Genomic DNA, 21,354 nt, shown 5'->3' with positions numbered 1-21,354 from the left:
TCGATGAGCGGCACGGTCGGTACGCCGGGTCAGGGTAATTACGCCGCTGCGAACGCCTTCCTGGATGCGTTGGCGGAGCAGCGTCGTGCGGATGGCCTGGTGGCGACGTCGATCGCGTGGGGTCCGTGGGCCGAGGGTGGCATGGCGGCCGACGAGACGATGGCCGCCCGGATGCGCCGTGATGGTGTGCCGCCGATGCGGGTGGATCTGGCGGTCGACGCCCTGCGGCGGGCGGTCGGTTCCGGTGAGGCCGCGCTCACCGTGGCGGACGTGGAATGGGACCGCTTCCTCGCGGGATTCACCACCGTGCGCCGCAGCTCGCTGTTTGCCGAGCTTCCTGAGGTGCGCGCGAAGCAGGCAGAGGTGGCGGTGACGGCCGCCGACGCCGGAGGCCCGACGTCTCTCGCGAAGCGGTTGTCCACCGTCGCTGGGGCTGAGCAGGAGCGGATGCTGCTGGAGCTGGTCAGGAGCCAAGTGGCGGCCGTCCTGGGTCATGCCGGTGTCGATGCGGTGGGGGCCGGGAGGGCGTTCAAGGAGCTGGGCTTCGACTCACTGACCGCGGTCGAGTTGCGCAACCGGTTGGGTGCGGCGACGGAGCTGCGCTTGCCGGCGACGCTGGTCTACGACTACCCGACGTCCGCTGCGCTCGCCGGCTATCTGCGGGACGAGTTGCTGGGGACGATCCGGGTCACGGATGCCGACCTCCCCGCGGCGGTCGCCACGGACGACGATCCCATCGCGATCGTGGCGATGAGCTGCCGTTTCCCCGGCGGTGTCACGACTCCCGAAGAACTGTGGCAGTTGCTGGTGACGGGGACGGACGCGGTGGGGGAGTTCCCCGTCGACCGCGGCTGGGACCTGGAGGAGCTTTACAGTCCGGACCCGGATCGTCAGGGGACGTTCTATGCCCGCGGAGGTGGATTCCTCTACGACGCCGCCGAGTTCGACGCGGACTTCTTCGGGATCTCGCCGCGTGAGGCGCTGGCGATGGATCCGCAGCAGCGGTTGCTGCTGGAGACGTCGTGGGAGGCGTTCGAGCGGGCCGGCATCGCCCCCTCCTCGCTGCGCGGCAGCCGGACCGGTGTGTTCGTCGGCACCAACGGCCAGGACTACTACCTCTCCCTTCTCGCCGGGGAGACCGAGGGCCTCGAAGGTCACCTCGGGACGGGCAATGCCGGCAGTGTGATGTCGGGTCGGGTGTCGTACGCGCTGGGGCTTGAGGGGCCGGCGGTGACCGTGGACACGGCGTGTTCGTCGTCGCTAGTGGCGTTGCATTGGGCGGTGCAGGCGCTGCGGCAGGGCGAGTGCTCCATGGCGCTGGCGGGCGGCGTCACGGTGATGTCGACGCCTGAGACCTTCGTCGACTTCAGTCGCCAGCGGGGTCTGGCGGAGGACGGCCGGATCAAGGCGTTCGCGGCGGCTGCGGACGGTACGGGGTGGGGTGAGGGCGTCGGCATGCTGCTCGTGGAGCGGCTGTCGGACGCCCGGCGCAACGGCCACCCGGTGCTGGCGCTGGTGCGGGGCTCGGCGGTGAACCAGGACGGTGCGAGCAACGGTCTGACGGCGCCGAACGGTCCGTCGCAGCAGCGGGTGATCCGGCAGGCCTTGGCGAGCGCTGGGCTGTCCGCCTCGGACGTGGACGCGGTGGAGGCGCACGGCACGGGCACCCGGCTCGGGGACCCGATCGAGGCCCAGGCGCTGCTGGCCACCTACGGCCAGGACCGGATGCCGGAGCAGCCGCTGTTCCTGGGATCGATCAAGTCCAACCTCGGCCACACGCAGGCCGCGGCCGGCGTCGCGGGCGTCATCAAGATGGTCATGGCGATGCGCCACGGGGTGCTGCCGCAGACGCTGCACGTGGACGAGCCGACCCCGCACGTGGACTGGTCGGCCGGCGAGATCGCCCTGCTCACCGAACGGCGGGAGTGGCCGGAGACGGGCCGTCCGCGCCGGGCCGGTGTCTCGTCGTTCGGCATCAGCGGCACCAACGCCCACACGATCATCGAGCAGGCCACCGAGGTAGCGCAGGCAGACGAGGCGGACGAGGGGGACGCCGATCGCCCGGCGACATCGGCATGGGTGCTGTCGGGCAAGTCCGAGGATGCCCTGCGGGACCAGGCGGCACGCCTCCACGCCCGACTCGACGCCCGCACCGGCCTGCGCCCGGTGGACATCGGCCGTGCGCTGGCGAGCGGTCGGGCCGCGCTCGACCATCGTGCCGTCATCGTCGCCGGCGACCGCGACGCGTTCCTCCAGCGGCTTGCGTCCGTGGCCGGCGGAGAGTCCGCGGGTGTGGTGACCGGATCCCCGGTCGTGGGCAAGCTCGCGTTCTTGTTCACGGGGCAGGGCAGCCAGCGGCTCGGGATGGGGCGTGAGCTGTACGACACGTACCCGGTCTTCGCGGACGCGTTGGACGCTGTCTGCGCCCGGATGGACGCTCACCTCAATGTGCCGTTGAGGGATGTGCTGTTCGGGGAGGACGCGGGGGCTCTGGACCGGACGGAGTTCGCGCAGCCCGCGTTGTTCGCGGTGGAGGTGGCGCTGTTCCGGCTGGTCGAGTCGTGGGGTGTGCGACCGGACTTCGTGTCGGGGCACTCGGTGGGTGAGATCGCCGCGGCGCACGTGGCGGGTGTCTTCTCGCTGGAGGACGCGTGTGCTCTGGTGGCGGCGCGGGGTCGGTTGATGCAGGCGCTGCCGGGTGGCGGCGTGATGATCGCGCTGGAGGCCTCGGAGGACGAGGTCCTGCCGCTGCTGAACGACCGCGTGAGCATTGCCGCCGTCAACGGCCCGCGGTCGGTCGTGGTCGCCGGTGACGAGGACGTCGCCACGGCGATCGCGGCGTCCTTCGCGGGGCGGAAGTCGAAGCGGCTGCAGGTCAGTCATGCGTTCCATTCACCGCACATGGACGGGATGTTGCAGGCGTTCCGTGAGGTGGTGTTCGGGCTGTCCTTCGAGGTGCCGCGGATCCCGGTCGTCTCGAACCTGACCGGTGCCGTGGTCACGGACGAGCTGGCGTCCGCGGAGTTCTGGGTGCGGCACGTTCGTGAGGCCGTGCGCTTCCTGGACGGCGTCCGCACCCTGGAGGACGCCGGGGTCACCACGTACGTCGAGCTCGGCCCGGACGGTGTGCTGTCGGCGATGGCGCAGGAGTGCGTGACGGGCGAGGGCGTGGCCTTCGTTCCGGTGCTGCGCAAGGGCCGTCCGGAAGCCGAGACGGCCGTCACGGCTATGGCGCGGGCACATGTGCGAGGCGTGGAGGTCGACTGGCGCACGTTCTTCGCCGGGGCCCGAGACCGGTACGTCGACTTGCCGACTTATGCGTTCCAGCGGCAGAGGTACTGGCCGGAGCCCATCGACGCGCCTCAGCGCGGTGTCATCGCCGATGCGTCGGACGCTCGCTTCTGGGACGTGGTGGAGCGGGAGGATCTGGCGTCGCTCCTGGCCGAGTTGGACGTGTCCGGTGATGCGTCGCTGGGTGAGGTGCTTCCGGCGTTGTCCGCGTGGCGTCGTCAGGGTCGTGAGCGGTCGGAGGTGGACGGCTGGCGGTACCGGGTGGTGTGGAAGCCGCTCGCCGAGGCCTCCGGCGCGCGGTTGTCCGGGTCGTGGCTGGTGGTCGTGCCGGCCGGGGGCGCCGACGACGCACTGGTGGTGGGCGCGCTGGCGGGCCGGGGCGCCGACGTCCAGCGGGTCGTGGTCGGCCGGGGCACGGATCGCGCGGCGCTGGCGGAACTGGTCGACGGTGAGTACGCGGGTGTCGTGTCGATGCTGGACCTCGCCGGCACGGTGGCGTTGGTACAGGCCCTGGGCGATGCCCGAGTGGACGCCCGGTTGTGGTGTCTGACGCGGGGTGCGGTCTCGGTCGGCCGGTCGGACCGGCTGGTGTCGCCGGTGCAGGCGCAGGTGTGGGGTCTGGGCCGGGTCGCCGCGCTGGAGGTCCCGGAGCGCTGGGGTGGCCTGATCGACCTCCCTGGGCTCCTGGACGAGCGGGCGCAGTCCCGTCTGGTGGGTGTGCTGGCCGGTTCCGGTGAGGACCAGGTGGCCGTGCGCTCAACCGGTGTCTTCGGCAGACGGCTGGTCCGCGCGGCGCTGCCGGAGGACACGGAGTCGTGGGTCCCGTCCGGGACGGTGCTGGTGACGGGTGGCACGGGTGCGCTGGGCAGCCGTGTCGCGCGGTGGCTGGCGGGTGCCGGTGCCGAGCGGCTGGTGCTGACCAGCCGGCGCGGCATGGAGGCGACCGGTGCCGCGGAGTTGGTGGCGGAACTGGGCGTCGACGTCTCGGTCGTCGCGTGTGATGCCTCCGACCGGGAGCCCCTGCGTGCGGTGCTGGCTGAACACGCCGCTGCGCTGACCGCCGTCGTGCACACGGCTGGTGTGCTGGACGACGGGGTGCTCGATGCCCTGACCCCGGAACGTCTTGAGACCGTTCTGCGGGCGAAGGCCACGTCGGCGGCGAACCTGCACGAGCTGACGAGCGAGCTCGGCATCGTGCTGGACGCGTTCGTGCTGTTCTCGTCGGTCAGTGGCACGGTCGGCACGTCCGGGCAGGCGAACTACGCGGCTGCGAACGCCTTCCTGGACGCTTTGGCGGAGCAGCGCCGGGCGGACGGTCTGGCGGCGACGTCGATCGCGTGGGGTCCGTGGGCCGAGGGCGGCATGGCCGCCGACGAGGAGATGGCGGCCCGCATGCGCCGAGGCGGGGTCCCGCCGATGAAGGCCGGGTCCGCCGTCACGGCGATGGGACGCGCCGTCGGCGCCGCCGACGCCACCGTCGTGATCGCGGACTTCGTCTGGGAGCGCTTCGCCTCCGAGTTCACCGCCGGGCGCCCCAGCAACCTGTTCGCCGATCTGGTGGACGCAAGGCCTGTCCCTACGGACGCCACCACACCCGATGCGTCGGTCGTCGCGGCGTCGACGTCCCTGGCCGAGCGGCTGGCGGCCCTTCCCGCGGCTGAGCGGGAGCGTGAACTGCTCGCACTGGTGCGTGCCCAGGTCGCGGCTGTGCTCGGTCATGCCGGTGTCGACGCGGTGGGGGCCGGGCGGGCGTTCAAGGAGCTGGGCTTCGACTCGCTGACGGCCGTCGAGCTGCGGAACCGGCTGGGTGCGGCGACCGAGCTGCGGTTGCCGGCGACGCTGGTTTACGACTACCCGACGTCCGCGGCGCTGGCGGAGTATCTGCGCGGTGAGCTGCTGGGGACGGTGCGGGTCGCGGATGCCGATCTGCCCGCGGCGGTCGCCACCGATGACGACCCGATCGCGATCGTGGCGATGAGCTGCCGCTTCCCAGGCGGCGTGCGGACACCGGAAGACCTGTGGCAGTTGCTGGTGACGGGGACGGACGCGGTGGGGGAGTTCCCCGTCGACCGCGGCTGGGACCTGGAACGGCTCTACAGTTCCGACCCGGACCGTCAGGGGACGTTCTACGCCCGCGGAGGTGGATTCCTCTACGACGCCGCCGAGTTCGACGCGGACTTCTTCGGGATCTCCCCGCGTGAGGCGCTGGCCATGGATCCGCAGCAGCGGCTGCTGCTGGAGACGTCGTGGGAGGCGTTCGAGCGGGCCGGCATCGACCCGACCTCGTTGCGCGGAAGCCAGGCGGGCGTCTTCGTCGGCACCAACGGGCAGGACTACGCCACGGCACTCCAGTCGATCCCCGACGGCATCGAAGGATTCCTGGGCACGGGCAACGCGGCCAGCATCGTCTCCGGCCGGCTCTCCTACGCCTTCGGGCTCGAAGGCCCCGCGATGACGGTCGACACCGCCTGTTCCGCGTCCTTGGTCGCCCTGCACCTCGCCGCTCAGGCCCTGCGCAGCGGTGAGTGCTCGCTCGCACTGGCCGGCGGTGTGACGGTGATGTCGTCGCCTGGCACGTTCATCGACTTCAGCCGGCAGCGCGGGCTCGCCGAGGACGGCCGGATCAAGGCGTTCGCCGCCGCCGCGGACGGTACGGGGTGGGGTGAGGGCGTCGGCATGCTCCTCGTGGAGCGGCTGTCGGACGCACGGCGCAACGGCCACCCGGTCCTCGCCCTCGTCCGGGGCTCGGCGGTGAACCAGGACGGTGCGAGCAACGGTCTGACGGCGCCGAACGGCCCGTCGCAGCAGCGCGTGATCCGCCAGGCCCTGGCGAGCGCCGGGCTGTCCGCCTCGGACGTGGACGCGGTGGAGGCGCACGGCACGGGCACCCGTCTGGGCGACCCGATCGAGGCCCAGGCCCTTCTGGCCACCTACGGCCAGGACCGGATGCCGGAGCAGCCACTGTTCCTGGGATCGATCAAGTCCAACCTCGGTCACACGCAGGCCGCGGCCGGTGTAGCGGGCGTCATCAAGATGGTGCTGGCGATGCGGCACGGCGTCCTGCCGCAGACCCTCCACGTCGACGAGCCGACCCCGCACGTCGACTGGGCGGCCGGCGAGATCGCCCTGCTCACCGAACGGCGGGAATGGCCGGAGACGGGCCGTCCGCGCCGGGCCGGTATCTCGTCGTTCGGCATCAGCGGCACCAACGCCCACACCATCGTGGAGCAGGCCCCGGACGACATCGCCGCGACGGCCCCGTCCGACCGGCCCGCGGTGACGCCGTGGGTGCTGTCGGCGAAGAACGGGACGGCGCTGGCCCTCCAGGCCGACAGGCTCCGGGCTCGTATCGCAGCCGATCCGCTGCTGGAGCCGGTCGACGTGGCCTACACCCTGGCCACGTCGCGGGCCGCTCTGGAGCGGCGTGCGGTGGTCGTGGCGGGGGAGCGGGAGGAGTTCCTGGAGGCGCTCACGGCCGTGGCCGCGGGCGAGGAGGCGTCCGACCTCCACCTCGGGACAGCCGCGGACGGCGCGCTCGCGTTCCTGTTCACGGGGCAGGGCAGCCAGCGGCCGGGGGCGGGACGGGCGCTCTACGACAGCTACCCGGCCTTCGCGGACGCCCTGGACGCGGTCTGCGCCCGGATGGACGCGCATCTCGATGTGCCGCTGCAGGACGTGCTGTTCGGCGACGACGGCGACCTGCTCGACCGGACCGGGTACACGCAGCCAGCGCTGTTCGCGCTGGAGGTGGCACTGTTCCGGCTGGTCGAGTCGTGGGGCCTGACGCCGGACTTCGTGTCCGGGCACTCGATCGGTGAGATCGCCGCCGCCCACGTGGCGGGAGTCTTTTCGCTGGAGGACGCGTGCACGCTGGTGGCGGCGCGTGGGCGGTTGATGCAGGCGCTGCCGGGTGGTGGCGTGATGATCGCGTTGCAGGCCTCGGAGGACGAGGTCCTGCCGCTGCTGAACGAGCGCGTGAGCATCGCGGCCGTCAACGGGCCGCAGGCGGTGGTGGTCGCCGGTGACGAGGACGCGGCGACGGCGATCGTGGCGCGGTTCGCGGACCGGAAGTCGAAGCGGCTGACGGTCAGTCACGCCTTCCACTCCCCGCACATGGACGGCATGCTGGCGGACTTCCGGAAGGTCGCCGAGGGCCTGGCCTTCGCCCCGCCCCGGATTCCCGTCGTTTCCCAGCTCACCGGTGCCGTGGTCACCGACGAGATGTCCTCGCCCGACTTCTGGGTGCGGCACGTCCGTGAGGCCGTCCGCTTCCTGGACGGCGTCCGCGCTCTGGAGGAAGCCGGGGCCACGACCTACCTGGAGCTCGGCCCGGACGGTGTGCTGTCCGCGATGGCGCAGGAGTGTGTGACCGCCGAAGGCGCTGCCTTCCTCCCCGTCCTGCGCAAGGGCCGTCCGGAGCCGGAGACGGCCGTGACCGCCCTCGCCCGGGCCCACGCCCGCGGCGTCACCGTCGACTGGGCGCTGTTCTTCGCCGGGACCGGCGCCCGCCGCGTCGACCTGCCCACCTACGCCTTCCAGCGCGAGCGCTACTGGCTGGAGGAGGCCGACGCCGTGACCTCCGGCGCGGACGTCGACGGGCGGTTCGGTGCGGCGGACGGGGCCGACGCACCGTTCTGGGAGGCCGTCGACAACGCGGACCCGATCGCGCTCGCGGGCGCCCTGGGCGTCGACGCGGACCAGCCGCTGAGCGCACTGCTGCCCGCCCTGTCGGCGTGGCGGCGGCAGCGCCAGGAGGAGTCCGCCGTGGACGGCTGGCGGTACGGCGTGACCTGGAAGCCACTGGGCCTTCCCGCCACCGGCGGCCCGTCCGGGACGTGGATCGTCGTCAGCACCGCGGAGGACGGGGAGGGAGGCCTTCACGGCGTCTCCGGCGCCCTGGCGGCGCGCGGGGCGGACGTGCGGAGTCTCGTCGTCACCGAGTCCGAGGCCGGCCGGGAGGAACTCGCGGGCCGGCTGCGCGAGATCGCCGGAGCGGGCGGGGCCGGTGGTGTCGCGGGCGTCGTGTCGCTGCTGGCCTTCGCCGAGCAGCCGCATCCCGTGCACGGCGCCGCGCCCGCGGGGCTGTTGCTGACGGGATCGCTGGTGCAGGCGCTGGGCGACACCGGCATCACGGCACCGCTGTGGTGCGTCACGTCGGGGGCCGTCGCGACCTCCGCGTCCGACCGCCTGACGAGCGTCGCGCAGGCCCAGGTGTGGGGCCTGGGCCGGGTCGTGGCCCTGGAGCACCCCGACCGCTGGGGCGGCCTCGTGGACCTGCCGGGCACCGTCGACGACCGGGTCCTCGACCGGCTGCTCGGTGTCCTCGCGAGCCGCGGGGACGAGGACCAGATCGCCATCCGCACAACCGGCCTGCTGGCGCGCCGCATCCAGCACGACCCCGACCGCGCGCCCGCGGCGGCGCGTACGCCGTGGCGTCCCCGCGGCACCGTCCTCGTCACCGGCGGAACGGGCGCCCTCGGCGGCCACGTCGCCCGCTGGCTGGCCGCACACGGCGCGGAGCACCTGGTGCTGGTCAGCCGGCGCGGGCCGGAGGCGCCCGGCGCGGACGGACTGGTCGCCGAGATCGGAGCCCTGGGCGCCCGGGCCACGGCCGTGGCCTGCGACGTGACCGACCGGGAGGCCGTCGCCGACCTGCTGGCGCGGCTGCGCGGACCGCGGGCCGACGGAACGGGCGGGCCGGGTCTCACCGCCGTCTTCCACACGGCGGGCGCCGGACAGTTCGCGCCGATGGCCGAGACGGGCCCCGCCGACGTGGCCGACGTCCTCGCCGCCAAGGTCGCCGGCGCCGCCCACCTCGACGAACTCCTCGGCACGGCCGACCTCGACGCCTTCGTCCTCTTCTCCTCCATCGCGGGTGTGTGGGGCAGCGGCGGCCAGGCCGCGTACGCCGCCGCCAACGCCCACCTCGACGCCTTGGCGCAGCACCGCAGGGCCCGCGGGCTGACGGCGACCTCGGTGGCCTGGGGCCCCTGGGCCGAGGGCGGCCTCGTCGCCGACGACGGCGCGGAGGAGCAGCTGCGGCGGCGCGGACTGCCCGCGATGGCGCCGAACCGGTCCATCGCGGCGCTCCAGCGTGCCCTGGACGGTGACGAGACCACCGTGATCGTGGCCGACGTGGACTGGCACCGGTTCGCCCCGGCCTTCACCGCCGCCAGGCCGCGCCCGCTGATCGGCGACCTGCCCGAGGTGCGCCGCGCGCTCGCCGCAGAACAGGACAGCGTCGCTGCGTCCACGGGCGAAGCCCCCGACCTCCAGGCGCGGTTGCAGGGCCTGCCCGTGGCCGAGGCCGAGCGGGTCGTGCTCGACCTGGTCCGCGCGCAGGTCGCGGCCGTCCTCGGTCACCAGGGCGGGGCGTCGGTCGAGGCCGGACGCGCCTTCAAGGAACTCGGCTTCGACTCGCTGACCGCCGTCGAACTGCGCAACCGGCTGCAGACCGCCACCGGGCTGCGCCTGCCGGCCGCCCTCGTCTTCGACCACCCGACCCCCGCGGCGCTCGCGGCCCACATCCGGGCCGAAGTCGTCGGCGAGGACACCACCCCCGCACTGCCCGCCCTCGCGGAGATCGACAAGCTCGAGTTCCTCCTGTCGTCCGTCCCCGAGGACACCACCGAACGCGCCCGCGTCACCGCACGGCTCGAATCCCTCCTGGCGAAGTGGAACAGGGCGGAACGAGCCGCCACCGGAGGGGGCGAGGACGAGGACGTCGAAATCGCGTCGGCGTCCGCCGACGACCTCTTCGACCTCATCAACAAAGAATTCGGAAAATCCTGAACCGATGGCTGATCCGACGACCCGACCGATGTCCGTACGGCCGCATTTCGCGATTCCCCAGGGGGTGACGTTCCGGTGACCAGCGCGAACGAAGAGAAGCTTCTCGAAAACCTGAAGTGGATGACGGCCGAGCTGCGCCGGTCCCGCCGCCGCGTCCAGGAGATCGAGGCCGACGCCGCCGAGCCCATCGCCATCGTGGCGATGAGCTGCCGCTTCCCCGGCGGGGTCAGGTCGCCGGAGGACCTGTGGCGACTGGTCGACGAGGGCGGCGACGCCATTTCCGGATTCCCCGCCGACCGCGGGTGGGACGTCGAATCCCTCACTGATTCGGATCCCGACCGCAAGGGCGCCTTCTACAACACCGGCGGTGGATTCCTCGACGACGCGACGCTCTTCGACCCCGCGTTCTTCGGGATATCGCCGCGCGAGGCGCTGGCGATGGACCCGCAGCAGCGCCAGCTGCTGGAGGTCGCCTGGGAGGCGTTCGAGCGGGCCGGCATCGACCCCTCGACCGTGCGCGGCAGCCGTACCGGCGTCTACGTCGGTGCCAGCGCGATGGGATACGGAGCCGACCTCAGGGAGGTCCCGGAAGAGCTGGAAGGGCTGCTGCTGACCGGCGGCGCCACCAGTGTCCTGTCCGGCCGCGTCAGTTACGTCTTCGGGCTCGAGGGTCCGGCCGCCACCGTCGACACCGCGTGCTCGTCCTCGCTCGTCGCCCTGCACCTGGCGACCCAGGCGCTGCGCCAGCGCGAGTGCTCGCTCGCCCTGGTCGGCGGCGTGTGCGTGATGCCCAACACCGACGTGTTCATCGAGTTCAGCCGTCAGCGCGGCCTCGCCCCCGACGGGCGCTGCAAGTCCTTCGCCGCCTCCGCCGACGGCACCGGATGGTCCGAGGGCGTCGGCGTGCTGCTGGTCGAGCGGCTGTCCGACGCGCTCCGCAACGGTCACCCGGTGCTGGCGGTGGTGCGGGGCTCGGCCGTCAACCAGGACGGTGCGAGCAACGGCCTGACGGCACCGAACGGCCCGTCTCAGCAGCGCGTCATCCGCCAGGCCCTGGAGAACGCACAGCTCTCCGCCGCCGAGGTCGACGTCGTCGAGGCCCACGGGACGGGCACCCGCCTCGGGGACCCGATCGAGGCGGAGGCCCTGCTGGCCACCTACGGCCAGGATCGCCCCGAGGGCCACCCGCTGCGCCTCGGTTCGCTGAAGTCCAACCTCGGCCACACCCAGGCGGCCGCCGGTGTCGCGGGCGTCATCAAGATGGTCATGGCGATGCGGCACGGCGTGCTGCCGCAGACCCTGCACGTCGACGAGCCCACCCCCGACGTCGACTGGTCGGCCCGCGACGTCGCCCTGCTCACCGAGCGGATGCCGTGGCCCGGGACGGGCGCACCGCGTCGCGCCGCCGTGTCGGCCTTCGGCGTCAGCGGCACCAACGCCCACACGATCATCGAGCAGGCCCCGGAGCCAGAGCAGGCCCCGGAGCCGCAGCCCGTCGCACCGGCGCGCGTGGTGCCGTGGCTGCTGTCGGCGAAGGGGCAGGAGGCTCTGCGCGACCAGGCCCGCCGCCTGTCCGCGTACGTGGGCGAGCGCACCGGGCTGCGCGCGGTGGACGTCGCCCACTCGCTGGCGCAGGGACGTGCCGCGTTCGCGGACCGTGCGGTGGTCGTGGCCGGGGACCGCGCGGGCCTGCTGGCCGCGCTGAACGCGCTCGCCGACGGCGGCCCGGCCGCCGGTGTGGTGACGGGGTCGCCGGCCGAGGGCAAGTTGGCGTTCCTGTTCACGGGGCAGGGGAGTCAGCGGCTGGGGATGGGGCGTGAGTTGTACGACGCCTATCCGGTGTTCGCCGAGGCGTTGGACGCGGTGCGTGAGCGGCTGGGTCTGGATGTGCTGTTCGGGGATGACGCGGAGGCGTTGGACCGTACGGAGTTCGCGCAGTCGGCGTTGTTCGCGATCGAGGTGGCGCTGTTCAGGCTGCTGGAAAGCTGGGGTGTGAAGCCGGACTTCCTGTCCGGGCATTCGGTGGGCGAGATCGCCGCCGCGCATGTGGCCGGGGTGCTGTCGCTGGACGACGCGTGCACGCTGGTCGAGGCGCGGGGTCGGTTGATGCAGGCGCTGCCGGGCGGTGGCGTGATGATCGCGCTTCAGGCGTCGGAGGACGAGGTCCTGCCGCTGCTCACCGACCGGGTGAGCATCGCGGCGGTCAACGGGCCGCAGGCGGTCGTGATCTCGGGTGACGAGGATGCCGCGGTCGTGATCGTGGATTCCCTTGGGGACCGCAAGTCGAAGCGGCTGACGGTCAGTCATGCGTTCCACTCGCCGCACATGGACGGCATGCTGGACGCCTTCCGCGAGGTCGTGTCCGGGCTGACGTTCGCAGCCCCGCGCATACCCGTCGTCTCCAACCTGACCGGCGCCCTGGTCACCGACGAGATGTCCTCGCCCGACTTCTGGGTGCGGCACGTCCGCGAAGCCGTCCGCTTCCTTGACGGCGTCCGCGCGCTGGAGACCGCCGGCGTCACCACGTACCTCGAACTCGGCCCGGACGGCGTGCTGTCGGCCATGGCGCAGGAGTGCCTGACCGGCGAGGGTGCCGCCTTCGTCCCCGTCCTGCGCAGGGACCGTTCCGAGGCCGAGACCGTCACCACCGCGCTCGCCCACGCCCACACCCGGGGGATCGCGGTCGACTGGCAGGCGTACCTCGCCGGGACCGGCGCGCAGCGCGTCGACCTGCCCACCTACGCCTTCCGGCGGCAGCGCTACTGGATCGAGCCGCCGGTCCCGGGCGTCGGGGACGTGCGTGCCGCCGGGCTGGAGGCCGTCGATCACCCCCTGCTCGGCGCGACCGTCGCCCTCGCCGACGGCGAAGGGTTCCTCCTCACCGGCCGCCTCTCCCTGGACACCCACCCCTGGCTCGCGGACCACACCGTCTGGGGCTCCGTGATCCTGCCCGGCGCGGCCGTCGTGGAACTTGCCGTACGCGCCGGTGACCAGGTCGGCTGCGACGTGCTGGAGGAGCTCACCCTCCAGGCCCCGCTGGTGCTGCCCGAGCGCGGCGGCGTGCAGGTGCAGATCCACGTGGGCGCGCCGGACGCCGACGGCACAGGCCGGCGCACGTTCACGCTCGCGTCCCGCGTCCAGGACGGCGCCGGCGACGAGCCGTGGGTGCGGCACGCCGACGGCGTCCTCGCCCGGGGCGCCGCGCGCCCGGACTTCGAGTTCACCCAGTGGCCCCCGGCGGGCGCCGAACCCGCCGAATCGGACGACCTCTACGACGTGCTGGCCGGGCTCGGCATGGGCTACGGGCCGGTGTTCCGCGGTCTGACGGCCGCGTGGCGGCACGGGGAGAGCGTCTACGTCGACGTCGCGCTGCCCGAGGGGTCCGCCCCGGCCGCGCGGGACTTCGGCCTGCACCCGGCTCTGCTCGACGCCTGTCTGCACGCGCTGGCGCTGGGCGGGCTCGGCGGCACCGTGGGCGTGGGACGCCTGCCGTTCGCCTGGACCGGGGTCACCCTGCACGCCGCCGGTGCCGAGGCGCTGCGCGTCCACGTCGCGCGCACGGGCACGGACGGCATACGCCTGGAGATCGCCGACACCTCTGGCGCACCCGTCGCCACCGTGGACGCCCTCGCCCTGCGCACCGTCTCGGCGGAGCAGGTACGCGTCGCCGAAGCGGCCCACCTGGAGTCGCTGTTCGGCGTGGAATGGGCGCCGGTGACCGTTGGGCGTGGTGAGGGCCCGCAGGGACGGCGCTGGGCCGTGCTCGGCCGGGACGAACTGGGCCTCGCCTCCACGGGTGCGGAGGTGGCGGGGTACGCCGACCTTGCCGCGCTCCGCGAGGCGTTGACGGCGGGGGAGCCGAGCTTCGACTCCGTCTTCGTCCACCTGCCGGCGACGGATCACGGCAGTGTGGCCGATACGGTGCATGCGGCCGTGCAGGGTGCGCTGGCGACCGTGCAGGAGTGGCTCGCGGACGAGCGCCTCGCGGACGTGCGGCTGGTCTGGCTGACGTCGGGTGCCGTGACGACGGTGCCCGGTGGCGCGGTGACGGATCTCGCGGGCGGCGCGGTGCGGGGACTTCTGCGCTCGGCGCAGTCGGAGCACCCCGACAGCTTCGTGATGGTCGACCTCGACGACGACCCCGCCTCCGCGCGGGCGCTCGCGGCCGCCCTGGCCAGCGGCGAGCCGCAACTCGCCATTCGCCGCGGCATGGTGCAGGCGCCCCGGCTGGCGCGGGTCCCCGCCACGACACCGCTGACCCCGCCGGCGGACACCAGCGCCTGGCGCATGGACATCCGGGACAGGGGTACGGTCGACAACCTCGTGCTCGTCCCGAGTCCGGAGTCCGAGGCGCCGCTGGCGCCGGGTGAGGTGCGCGTCGCCGTCCGAGCGGCCGGCCTGAACTTCCGTGACGTCCTCAACGCCCTGGGCATGTACCCGGGTGACGCGGGCCTGATGGGCGTCGAGGGTGCGGGCCTCGTCGTGGAGACCGGCCCCGGCGTCACCGACCTCGCCCCCGGTGACCGTGTGATGGGCATGCTGCCGGGTGCGTTCGGCCCGTTGGCCGTCGTCGACCGGCGGATGGTCGCCCCGATGCCGGAGGGCTGGACGTTCGCCGAGGCGGCGTCGGTGCCGATCGTCTTCATGACGGCGTACTACGCGCTGCACGACCTCGCCGGTTTGCGCGGCGGCGAGTCCGTTCTCGTGCATGCGGCAGCGGGTGGTGTCGGCATGGCCGCCGTCCAGCTCGCCCGCCACTGGGGCGCCGAGGTGTACGCCACCGCGAGCCCCGGCAAGTGGGACACCCTGCGCGGGCTGGGTCTGACCGACGACCGCATCGCCTCGTCCCGCACCCTCGACTTCGAGGACGCCTTCCGCACCGCGACCGGGGGCCGGGGTGTCGACGTCGTCCTGGACTCTCTGGCGCGGGAGTTCGTGGATGCCTCGCTGCGGCTGTTGCCGCGCGGCGGGCGTTTCGTGGAGATGGGCAAGACCGACGTCCGTGAGCCGCAGGACGTCGCCGCCGCCCACCCCGGCGTCACCTACCAGGCCTTCGACCTGACCGAGGCCGGCCTCGACCGCATCCAGGAGATGCTCACCGAACTGCTGGCGCTGTTCCGGTCCGGTGCCCTGCACCGGCTCCCGGTCTCGGCATGGGACCTGCGCCAGGCCCCCGAGGCGTTCCGTCATCTGAGCCAGGCACGCCATGTGGGGAAGATCGTGCTCACGGTTCCCCGTGACTGGGATCCGGACGGCACCGTCCTCATCACCGGCGGGACGGGTGCCCTCGGTGGTCTGGTCGCCCGGCACGCCGTGACCGCGCGCGGCGCCCGCCACCTGCTGCTGACCAGCCGCCGTGGTGGGTCGGCCGCCGGAGCCCGCGAACTCGCGGAGGAACTGCGCGCCCTGGGTGCCGAGGTCACCGTCGCCGCCTGCGACACCGCCGACCGCGACGCGCTGGCCGCCCTGCTGGACTCCATTCCGGCCGAGCACCCCCTGACGGCCGTCGTGCACACGGCGGGCGTCCTCGACGACGGCGTCATCGGCTCCCTCACTCCGGAGCGGCTCGAGAGGGTCCTGCGCCCGAAGGTCGACGCGGCGCTCCACCTGCACGACCTCACCCGCCGGCTCGACCTCGCCGACTTCGTCGTCTTCTCGGCGATCGCCGCGGCACTCGGGGCGCCCGGGCAGGCGAACTACGCCGCCGCCAACGCGTTCCTGGAAGGCCTCGCGGAGCAGCGGCGAGCCCAGGGACTCGCGGCCACCGCCCTCGCCTGGGGCCTGTGGGCCCCGCAGGTGGGCGGAATGGCGACGCACCTGGACGAGGGCGATCTCCAGCGCATGGCCAGAGACGGCGTGGGCGCCCTCTCGAGCCAGGACGGCCTCGCCCTCTTCGACACCGCGCTGTCCGTCGGCGCGGCTGTGCTCCTGCCGATGAAGCTCGATCTCGGCGTCTTGCGCGGTCAGGCCCAGGCAGGTGCCCTCGCGCCGCTGCTGCGCGGTCTCGTGGGTGCCCCCACGCGCCGGGCCGCGGCCTCCGCCGGTGGGGGCGGAAGGGAGGACGGGCTGCGGGCGCGTCTGGCAGGGCTCGCCCCGGCCGAACGCGACCGTGTCCTGCTCGACCTCGTACGCAAGCAGGTCGCCGTCGCGCTCGGCTACCCGGGTCCGGCCTCCGTCGAGCCGGGACGCTCCTTCAAGGAACTGGGCTTCGACTCACTGACCGCCGTCGAACTGCGCAACTTGCTGGGTGCCGCGACCGGCCGGCGCCTGCCGGCCACCCTCGTCTTCGACTACCCGACCGCCACCGCGCTCGCCGGCCACCTGCGCCGGGAACTCGTCGGCGACGTCGCGGACGGGAACGCGGACGGGGTCGGGACCGCCCTCGCGCCGACCGGATCGCGCACGGTCGGCGCAGACGACGACCCGATCGCGATCGTCGCCATGGGTTGCCGCTACCCCGGCGGCGTCCGCAGCCCCGAGGACCTGTGGCGCCTCGTCGAGACCGGCGGCGACGCGATCTCCGGCCTTCCCGGCGACCGCGGCTGGGACACCGCCGAACTCCTCGCCCACGGCGACGCGCAGACCTTCCAGGGCGGCTTCCTGTACGACGCCGACACCTTCGACGCGGACTTCTTCGGGATCTCCCCGCGCGAGGCGCTGGCCATGGACCCGCAGCAGCGTCTCCTCCTGGAGACCGCCTGGGAGACGATCGAACGCGCGGGCATCGACCCGACCACCTTGCGCGGCAGCCAGGCGGGCGTCTTCGTGGGAGCCGCGTACACCGGGTACGACGCACAGCTCGAGCGGAACGGCACCGACGGGGTCCTGGGCCATGTCATGACGGGCAACGCGGGCAGTGTGATGTCGGGGCGTGTCTCGTACGCGCTGGGGCTGGAGGGCCCGTCGGTGACCGTGGACACGGCGTGCTCGTCCTCGCTGGTGGCGCTGCACTGGGCGGTGCAGGCGCTGCGTAACGGCGAGTGCACCGTGGCGCTGGCCGGCGGCGTCACCGTGATGTCGACTCCCGCCACGTTCAGCGAGTTCAGCCTCCAGGGCGGCCTCTCGCCCGACGGCCGCTGCAAGGCGTTCGCCGCCGCGGCCGACGGTACGGGGTGGAGCGAGGGCGTGGGCATGCTGCTGGTGGAGCGGCTGTCGGACGCGCGGCGCCACGGGCACCCGGTCCTGGCGCTGGTGCGTGGTTCGGCCGTGAACCAGGACGGCGCGAGCAACGGCCTGACGGCGCCGAACGGCCCCTCGCAGCAGCGCGTCATCCGCCAGGCACTGGCGAGCGCCGGGCTGGCCGCTTCCGACGTCGACGCCGTGGAGGCACATGGCACCGGCACCCGGCTCGGGGACCCGATCGAGGCGCAGGCGCTGCTCGCGACGTACGGCCAGGACCGCTCGCCGGAGCAGCCGCTGCTTCTCGGCTCGATCAAGTCCAACCTCGGGCACACGCAGGCCGCGGCCGGTGTCGCGGGCATCATCAAGATGGTCATGGCGATGCGGCACGGCGCGCTGCCGCGCACGCTCCACGTGGACGAGCCGACCCCGCACGTCGACTGGTCGACGGGGGACATCGACCTGCTCACCGAGCAGCGGGAGTGGCCCGGGACGGGACGTCCGCGCCGGGCCGGCATCTCGTCGTTCGGCATCAGCGGCACCAACGCCCACACGATCATCGAGCAGCCCCCGGGCGTCGCGAAGGCCGCCGAGGCCCCCGTGCAGGCGCCCGGCCTCCTCCCGTACGTCCTCTCGGCCAGGACCCCCGAGGCCCTGCGCGACCAGGCCCGACGCCTGCTGCCGGTGGTCGAGTCCGGCGCCGCGCCTCTCGCCGACCTGGCCCACTCGGTGGCGACCACCCGGGCGGCCCTCGGCGAGCGGGCCGCGATCGTCTCCGGCGACACCGATGGGCTGAAGACGGCCCTCGTGGCACTCGCCGAGGGACGGCAGGCCCCCGGCCTCGTCCAGGCGACGGTCACCGCCGGCCCGCTCGCCTTCCTGTTCACGGGGCAGGGCAGCCAGCGGCTGGGGATGGGGCGTGAGTTGTACGACGCCTATCCGGTGTTCGCGGAGGCGCTGGACGCGATCGGTGAACGGCTCGCACTGGACGCGCTGTTCGGTGATGACGCGGTGGCGTTGGACCGGACGGAGTTCGCGCAGCCCGCGTTGTTCGCGGTGGAGGTCGCCCTCTTCCGGCTGCTGGAGTCGTGGGGCGTGCGTCCCGACTTCGTGTCGGGGCATTCGGTCGGTGAGATCGCTGCCGCGCATGTGGCGGGGGTGTTCTTGCTGGACGATGCGTGCACGTTGGTCGAGGCCCGTGGGCGGTTGATGCAGGCGCTGCCGGGCGGCGGTGTGATGATCGCGCTGGAGGCGTCGGAGGACGAGGTTCTGCCGCTGCTGGACGAGCGGGTGAGCATCGCGGCCGTCAACGGGCCGCAGGCGGTGGTGGTCGCCGGTGACGAGGACGCGGCGACGGCGATCGTGGCGCGGTTCGCGGACCGGAAGTCGAAGCGGCTGACGGTCAGTCACGCCTTCCACTCGCCGCACATGGACGGCATGTTGGCGGACTTCCGGAAGGTCGCCGAGGGTCTGTCCTACGGCGCGCCCCGCATCCCCCTGGTGTCCAACCTGACCGGCGCCCTGGTGACGGAGGAGGTGACGTCGGCCGAGTTCTGGGTGCGGCACGTCCGTGAGGCCGTTCGCTTCCTTGACGGCGTACGGGCGCTGGAGGCCGCAGGCGTCACCACCTACGTGGAGTTGGGCCCGGACGGCGTGCTTTCGGCCATGGCCCAGGACTGCGTGACCGGGGAGGGTGCTGCCTTCGTTCCCGTCCTGCGCAAGGGCCGCCCCGAGGCGGAGACGGCCGTGACCGCCCTCGCGCAGGCCCACACCCGTGGCGTCACGGTCGACTGGGCCCGGTTCTTCGCCGGGACCGGCGCCCGCCGCGTCGACCTGCCCACCTACGCCTTCCAGGGGCAGCGCTACTGGCCCGCGCCGGCGGCGCCGCGCCCCGCCTCCAACGGCACAGGTGACGCGGTGGACGCCCGTTTCTGGGAGGTCGTCGAGAACGCCGATCCCCAGGGCATCGCCGACGAGTTGGGCATCGACGCCGACCAGCCGCTGAGCGCCCTGCTGCCCGCCCTCTCGCTCTGGCGCCGCGACCAGCAGGCGCGTACCCAGGCGGACGGCCGGCGCTACCGCGTCACCTGGCACCCGTGGCCGAGCGGGAACGGGAACGGCGACGGCACCCCCACCGGTGTCTGGCTGGTGGCCCTCCCGGCCGCCCACGCCGACGACCCCTGGGTGCGTGCCGTGACGGCGCGCGTCGAGGCCGGCGGTGCCCACGTCGTACCCGTCGTGCTCGACTCCGCCGACGCCCACCCGGAGGCGATCACCGCTCGCCTGCGCGGACATGGCGCCGTCGCCGGTGTCCTGTCCCTCCTCGCGCTGGACGAGCGACTCCACCCGGAGCACCCCGGAGTCCCCGTCGGCCTCGCGTTGACCTTCGCGCTCGTCGAGGTGCTGACGGGCGACGCCGCCGGGGTCGACGCGCCGCTGTGGTGCGCGACCCGAGAGGCCGTCGCGGCCGTCGCCGCGGACGGGCTCACCGGCGCCGCCCAGGCCCACGTATGGGGCCTGGGCCGGGTCGTGGCCCTGGAGCACCCCGACCGCTGGGGCGGGCTCGTCGACCTGCCCGCCGACTGCGACGAACGGACGCTGAACCGCCTGGCCGCGGTGCTCGCCGGAGCGGGCGACGAGGACCAGCTCGCCGTCCGTGCGTCCGGAACCTTCGTACGCCGCCTGGAGCATGCCGCGCCCCAGGGACCGGCCGCCGGGACCTGGACCCCGCGCGGCACCGTGCTCGTCACCGGCGGCACGGGCGCGCTCGGCCGCCACACGGCCCGCTGGCTCGCCGAGCGCGGAGCGCAGCGGCTCGTCCTCGTCAGCCGCAAGGGAGCCGACGCCCCCGGCGCGGCGGAACTCGAGAAGGAACTGTCCGGGCTCGGCGCCGAAGTGACGCTCGCCGCCTGCGACGTCGCCGACCGGGCAGCGCTCGCGGCGCTCGTCGACCGACTGGCCGCCGAGGGCACCCCGGTACGCGCCGTCGTGCACGCCGCCGGTGTCTCCCAGCCGCCCGGGGCGCACACCGATCTGCCCGGCCTCTCTCACGTCGTGGCCGCGAAGACCGCCGGAGCCGTGAGCCTCGACGCGCTCTTCGGGACGCCGGACTCCCTCGACGCCTTTGTCCTCTTCTCGTCCATCGCCGGTGTCTGGGGCAGCGGCGGACAGGGCGCGTACGCTGCCGCCAACGCCTTCCTGGACGCGCTCGCCGAGCGCCGCAGGGCCCAGGGCCTGCCCGCGACCGCCGTCGCCTGGGGCCCGTGGGCCGACGGCGGCATGGCGGCCGAGGGAGACGCGGAGGAGCAGCTGCGCCGCCGCGGCCTGCCGCCCATGGCCCCGGCCGACAACCTGCTGGCGCTGGAACGCGCCGTCACCGGCGACGAGGCGGCCGTGACCGTCGCCGAGGTGGACTGGGCGCGCTTCGCGCCCGCCTTCACCGCGGCCCGGCCCCGCCCCCTCGTCGCCGACCTCCCCGAGGTCCGGGACGCGCTGCGCGCCGACCCGCCGGCCGCCGCGGACGGCACCGACGACCCGTCCTCCGCGACGCTCCGGCGCCTCGCCGAACTCACCGGCGACGACCGGCATGCGGCCCTGCTCGACCTCGTGCGCGAGCACGCCGCCGCGGCCCTCGGACACGCCTCCGCCGACGCCGTGGCCGCCGAACGCGCCTTCAAGGACCTCGGCTTCGACTCCCTGACCGCCGTCGAACTGCGCAACCGCCTTGGTGCCGCGTGCGGGCTGCGGCTGCCCTCCAGCCTCGTGTTCGACTACCCCAACCCCCGCGCCCTCACCGGGCACCTGCTCCACAGCCTCTTCCCCGAGGCCGCCGGCACCACGACCGCCCACCCCGTGGACACCGACCCGCAGGACGCCGAACTGCGCCGGACTCTGGCCACCATCCCGCTGGGCCGGATCCGCGAGGCCGGGCTGCTCGACACCCTGCTGCGGCTGGCCGCCCCGGACGACACACCCGCCGGCGCGGCCGACACCGCCGACCCCGCGGACGCCGCGGACTCCATCGACGCGATGGACCTCCAAGCCCTCCTCGACCTGGCACTCGACGGCCACGGCGACCCCGACGGGTCCCACGGCGGCGCCACCGACGACGACAGCAACCGATCCTGACGTGCCCGAAGTGCGGAGTTTGTG

General features: G+C 73.6%; 2 protein-coding genes. Both read left to right on the top strand.

Annotated elements, in window-relative coordinates:
• Window positions 1-10,083: type I polyketide synthase (locus ACFZAU_RS39605; protein ID WP_500556236.1), on the top strand; the 10,083-nt coding region annotated here is incomplete at its 5' end.
• Between the two features lie 75 nt (window positions 10,084-10,158).
• Complete coding sequence (locus ACFZAU_RS39600) at window positions 10,159-21,330, top strand: type I polyketide synthase (RefSeq protein ID WP_500556235.1); 11,172 nt, start codon at window positions 10,159-10,161, stop codon at window positions 21,328-21,330.
• Window positions 21,331-21,354: the final 24 nt, after the last annotated feature.

It is taken from the genome of Streptomyces sp. NPDC008238 (genome assembly GCF_042956445.1).
Taxonomy (GTDB): Bacteria; Actinomycetota; Actinomycetes; order Streptomycetales; family Streptomycetaceae; genus Actinacidiphila.
Note: the sequence above shows the minus strand (reverse complement) of the source record. Positions and strands in the feature narration are given on the sequence as shown.